Genomic DNA, 5,147 nt, shown 5'->3' with positions numbered 1-5,147 from the left:
TTCCATGGGGAGCATTTTAGCATATATTCCGTAAACGATGCTCATATTTAACGGTAAAGCCGTCGTAGAACGACGGGGTTTCAGACCCAAAATTTTCGATGAATAGTGCCTTGGGGAAAATATTGATAGGCATTCAGGAGGATAAAACGACCAGCGTAAAGGTCTTGGGGCGAAATTTGATGATTCAGATCGATCGTGCGAGCATGGGGGGCAATTCCCGCGATTACTCCCTTGATAATGCCCACATAACCGTCCTGTAGTCCAAAATCGCTAGTAAGGGTTATCAGTGCCTTTTCCGTCATTGACTTGTCACTATGGTTGCCAACAGCTTTAATAAATCTTAACGCTAAATTCAGTAGCTAAAGATACAGTTTACCAAGGAGAATGTTATGATTTAGATATAAGGTAAGTTAAGTCGCTCAAAAGTCTGTCCATCATGAACAAAAATCGTCAGCAAGTCCTAACACAGGCCACCGTCGCTCATAGAGAAACACTCCGCAGAAATTTACAACACCGACTGGAAGTAGCTAGAGCGCAGGGAAATGAAGCTTTAGTACGTCAATTGGAAGCAGAGGCGGCCTATTTGCACCTTCGTTAGATTTAATCGGTGTTTAGTCATAGTCTAGTTGTCGGTTTCTGGTGATCGGTATGCCGATCACTTTTTTTGGGCGAATTTTTTTAAAAAAAATTGCTTATATCTCCACTGGCATCCCTAAAATAGAAGGAACAGCAGTTTAGAGATCAAATAATTATGGCTTTTTTTCGGCAATATATCGCCCCGCTCCTGACTATCTTCGTGTTTTTAGTTGCTCTGGTTGCCACTGGCATCCGGATTTTTTTACCGGCAGATTTAGCGGCACCCGCTCCGATCGAGCCATCCCTGGGCATAATTTTCTCTTATCCTTGGCATGGCTAACCTTCCCGAAGATTATCGGCTGCGACTGGGAAAAACGAGCGATCGCTATCTACTAATTAATTTTCTCACCCGCACCTATCAAGAATTTTTTCCCGAACAAAAAAACCTCTCCCATCTAGCTGATACAGTCAGACAGTTTTTTTGCCTCGATACTCCCCTGTGGATCGTCGAAGGACAACAAACGGCGATCGCTTGTCTCTGGATGGGGAGCGCCGTCGATCAGGTGACAGGCGATCGCTATGGTCATATTTTTCTAATTTACGTCGATCCCCAGCATCGTCGCCAAGGTATCGCCAGCGCACTAATCGATCGAGCTAAGGATTGGGCAAAAAGTCGCGGACAAACCCGCATCGGTTTACAAGTCTTCATCAATAACGACAATGCTCTCAATCTCTACCAAAATCTCGGCTTTCAAACTCGCTCTTTGCTGATGTTGAAAAATATTTAAAAACTGTCAGGAGATAGGGTGATAGGGTTTTGGGGTGATAGGGTTTTGGGGTGATAGGGTTTTGGGGTGATAGGGTTTTGGGGTGATAGGGTAATGAGACAGCTTCCCCACTTCCCCCCGCAACGCGCACGAAGTGGTCTCCCCAATTCATAATTCATAATTTCTAATTCCCACTTCCCCAACCGCAGACATACCTATAGAGATGGATATGTCAGCATTAATTATTCCTGATCGAGCCACAAAGGGTAAAATTGGGGAAACACTGCAATACACTGGCAGTCATCGTGGATAAAAACACGCTATTTTATTAACCTATACTAACCGCGCTTTAGGAGTCAGCAGTTTTCATGGATTCCGTGATCACCATCCAATGTCAAAACCTAACCTGTCTATCCCCGAACGCTCTCACTAATAGATTCTGTGAAAAATGCGGTACTCCTTTGGTTAAGCCCTATTTATGGATGATGGGTGATTGGGTGAGAACCTATTATCATGTTGGTGAGCTAATTGATAATCGTTATTTGGTCAAACAACCACAAATTGTTCTTGATACTAAACCCGCTCAAGCACCCCAAGCGCCGGAAGAACCTCCTAGCTGGATTTCCCTCTACCTAAAATTATTACCCTTCCATCTCCACATTCCCCAAGTCTATGGCTATATTCCCAGTCCCGATGAACGCTTAAATATGGACATCTGGCTGTTGGAATACGGCGCTATTCCCCTCGATGAAACGGGAGAATTAATATATCCGGAACTATTGCCCACTCTGGCCGAGGTTTGGTCGCAAGCTTCTGATTTAAGGCAAATTCACTGGTTATGGCAAATGGCCAAACTCTGGCATCCCCTCCAGAAAAAAGCTGTGGTCTCTAGTCTGCTCAACCCTTCTCTGATGAGAGTGAATAATCAGCTGCTGCAATTGCTAGAATTAAGCAAAGACGAGGCTACCGCTCCCAATTTACGAGATTTAGGGGCCCTGTGGGCCGGTCTGATGCCGACGGCAGCCGCTAATATTCAAGATTTTCTCGCATCCCTGACCCAAGAGCTAGAATCCGGTGATCTCGATCGCCCGGAATCCCTGATCGCTATCCTCGATTATGCACTACAGCACTACGGTGGAGGTCAAGAACGCAGCTATGAGATTTTTACCTGCACCGATACCGGTCCGCTGCGGGAACACAACGAGGATGCCTGTTATCCCCCGACTAATCAGGCCATAACCCTCGCTCATGGTCAAAATCCCCTGGCGATTGTCTGTGATGGCATCGGCGGTCAGGAAGGGGGCGAAATCGCTGCTCAATTGGCGATCGAAACCCTGCCTAGGGAAATTAATCGCAGTCCCACCACTGATATGGAAGTCTATCCCGAGAGTCACAGTCTTGTCCTCGAACAGGCGATTCGTGTCACCAATGATCTGATCAGTCAACGCAATGATCAGGAGTCAAGACAAGAGCGTCAGCGCATGGGTACGACTCTAGTTATGGCTTTTGCCCAGGCCCAGGAAATGTACGCGGCCCATGTGGGGGATTCCCGCATCTATTGGATTACTCCCCACAGTTGTCATCAAGTGACGGTGGATGATGATCTCGCTTCCAGGGAAGTGAAATTAGGCTATCTCCTCTATCGTGATGCCATACAGTATCCCAACGCCGGGGCCTTGGTGCAAGCTTTGGGCATGAGTAGCGCCACTAATCTCCATCCCACTGTTCAGAGGTTGATTATTGATCAAGATTGTGTTTTTCTCCTCTGTTCCGATGGTTTGAGTGATTATGATCGGGTAGAACAATACTGGGACAGTGAAATTCTGCCTCTTTTGCGAGGGGAGAAAACTGTAACCGCTGTGGGGGAAAGTTTATTACAACTAGCTAACCAGAAAAACGGTCACGATAATTCCACCATCGCCCTAGTTTATTGTCGGGTAGTTCCTAAGGCTGAACCTGTCACGCCTTTAGTTTATGCTCAGGCCAAAGAACGGATTATTCCCGATCTTAATGACCAAGATTTTGATTACAGCGGGGACACCTACCCCGGAGAAGAAGTGGTGACAGCAATACCCACTCCCCCCCCTGCATCTTCTTCGGTTTCTAGTCATACTTCTCCCCCCGCGCTCACTAGGGTTTCACCCCTAGTCGTAGGAGCGATCGCTGTCGGTGTTCTCGGTTTGCTGGCTGCGATCGCTTGGCAATTCCTGAGTCCTCATCCCGCTTCCAATCCATCGATTTCTCCCACACCCGTCACCGGTCCGACTCCCACTCCGGGGACGATACCCCCTGCACCCGTCACTGGTCCGAGTCCCACTCCGGGGACGACACCTTCCGCACCTGTCACCAGTCCGAGTCCGGGGACGACACCTCCCGCACCTGTCACCAGTCCCACTCCCCACAATCCCTAATTCATAATTCCCACTTCCCCACTTCCCCACTTCCCTATATGTGACTGAAGATTAATCGGCTTGTCGGGGGTTGCCAGGGCGAGTTAAGATAAAATGCCCGATTAACTGCCGAGTCTATCCTATGGTTGATGCTGCGACGTTCTCCTCCGACACCTCCGCGATCATTGATGCCTTTGAAACGCCTCTAGAGTTTAACTTTCAACTGCCGGATCCCGAAGATGAAACCATCCAAGATCATGACTTTCAGCAGCAACTGGATTCTTTTTGGAAAGTTTGCGATCGCTTTGATTTGCAAACGGAAATCTGGCGGGGGCGAATTTTGCGAGCTATTCGCGACCGGGAAAAGCAAGGCGGTGATAGTCGCGGTACAGGCTTTTTAAACTGGTTAAAACAGCGAGAAATCACTAAAAGTCAAGCTTATGCTCTGATTCAATTGGCTAATAGTGCCGATACTCTCCTAGCAGAAGGACAACTGGATCCCGATAGTATCAATAATTTTAGTAAACGCGCCTTCGTAGAAACGGCCAAATCTGCCCCCGAAATTCAAAAATTAGTCAGTGATGCGGCCCGACAAGGGGAGAGAATTACCCGTCGGGAGGTGAAGCAATTGGCCGATGAATGGACGGCGATGAGTTCAGATTTACTACCCGATGAGGTGAAAGAAAAAGCCAGCGATGGTAGTTTACCGGCGCGTCATCTCGCCCCTCTAGTGAAAGAATTAGAAAAGTTACCCGATACTCATATCGAAACTCTCCGTCAAGAAATCGCCGCTAATCCCGATGTGGACACAGTAAAATTAATCACCTCGGAAGCACGCAGTTTAGCCAAATATCTCGATGCGGCAGCCCAAGTACAAACTCTCCGACGGGGTAATTTAGATATTGAAATGGCTCTAGAAGAAGCTTTGCGCGTCGATTGTCTAAATACGGCGGCGGATCTGGTTAAACAAGCCACACAATTAGAGCAAGCCGTAGCTAAACTTTATACTACTTGGAAACGTTTGGGTAGTTTGTCCGATCGCCTCTATGTGGATACAGGAGCAAGTAATCCCCATCTGCGATCGATGTTAACCTGTTTGGAAAGTTTAACCAGTGAAGTGATCGAAGTAGAACTGGATGAAGGTGGGCAAAAAATTGTACGTTTACGCATTATCAGCGATGGGGGAAGTTAGATGCTTTTTTGGTGGTTGGGTGTTGGGTGTTGGGGTGTTAGGGTTTTAGGGTTTTAGTTGAAATTCCCCTATCCCCCCATTACCCTATTCCCCTAACGGCTTGCTGCTATAATCTCTGAATATCCTCAACTTTTTTGACATCCTCACCGCCGTAAACGGACGGTGATTCCCAAACCTCACGATTTAGGTTTCTGCTTCTTTCCCTTGCGGGGTTTCGCACCT

General features: G+C 47.5%; 5 protein-coding genes and 1 pseudogene. 5 read left to right on the top strand and 1 reads right to left on the bottom strand.

What is annotated here, in order from left to right; genetic code table 11:
- Nucleotides 1-98: 98 nt before the first annotated feature.
- Nucleotides 99-302 (bottom strand): annotated as a pseudogene (locus BGL89_RS13080) (SAM-dependent chlorinase/fluorinase); the annotation flags it as partial.
- 134 nt (nt 303-436) lie between these two features.
- Between BGL89_RS13080 and pirA the strand changes: the two are divergent.
- The 5 genes from pirA (at nt 437) to BGL89_RS13055 (ending at nt 4,925) form a co-directional block, all read left to right on the top strand.
- Nucleotides 437-598 (top strand): arginine synthesis PII-interacting regulator PirA, encoded by a 162-nt coding sequence (gene pirA / locus BGL89_RS13075; RefSeq protein WP_002733724.1) that lies wholly within the window; start codon nt 437-439, stop codon nt 596-598.
- Between the two features lie 153 nt (nt 599-751).
- Nucleotides 752-916: a DUF8624 family small hydrophobic protein gene (locus BGL89_RS13070; RefSeq protein WP_002760035.1), complete on the top strand. Its 165-nt coding sequence runs from the start codon at nt 752-754 to the stop codon at nt 914-916.
- A complete protein-coding gene (locus BGL89_RS13065; protein WP_286826069.1) occupies nt 909-1,364 on the top strand; it encodes a GNAT family N-acetyltransferase in 456 nt (151 codons plus the stop codon). Before BGL89_RS13070 ends, BGL89_RS13065 begins: the two co-directional genes overlap by 8 nt.
- A gap of 347 nt (nt 1,365-1,711) precedes the next feature.
- Complete coding sequence (locus BGL89_RS13060) at nt 1,712-3,754, top strand: PP2C family protein-serine/threonine phosphatase (RefSeq protein ID WP_286826068.1); 2,043 nt, start codon at nt 1,712-1,714, stop codon at nt 3,752-3,754.
- Nucleotides 3,755-3,875: 121 nt separating this feature from the next.
- Nucleotides 3,876-4,925, top strand: coding sequence for a hypothetical protein (locus BGL89_RS13055; RefSeq protein WP_286826067.1), 1,050 nt, complete (start codon nt 3,876-3,878; stop codon nt 4,923-4,925).
- Nucleotides 4,926-5,147: the final 222 nt, after the last annotated feature.

Origin of the sequence: Microcystis sp. LSC13-02, from assembly GCA_002282935.1 — a bacterium.
Lineage (GTDB): Bacteria > Cyanobacteriota > Cyanobacteriia > Cyanobacteriales > Microcystaceae > Microcystis.
This window is presented reverse-complemented; position numbering and strand designations above follow the sequence as displayed.

Bases quoted from the DNA above. Each gene is read 5' to 3' on its own strand.
- pirA (WP_002733724.1), top strand. From the start codon at position 437: ATGAACAAAAATCGTCAGCAAGTCCTAACACAGGCCACCGTCGCTCAT.
- BGL89_RS13070 (WP_002760035.1), top strand. From the start codon at position 752: ATGGCTTTTTTTCGGCAATATATCGCCCCGCTCCTGACTATCTTCGTG.
- BGL89_RS13060 (WP_286826068.1), top strand. From the start codon at position 1,712: ATGGATTCCGTGATCACCATCCAATGTCAAAACCTAACCTGTCTATCC.
- BGL89_RS13055 (WP_286826067.1), top strand. From the start codon at position 3,876: ATGGTTGATGCTGCGACGTTCTCCTCCGACACCTCCGCGATCATTGAT.
- BGL89_RS13065 (WP_286826069.1), top strand. From the start codon at position 909: ATGGCTAACCTTCCCGAAGATTATCGGCTGCGACTGGGAAAAACGAGC.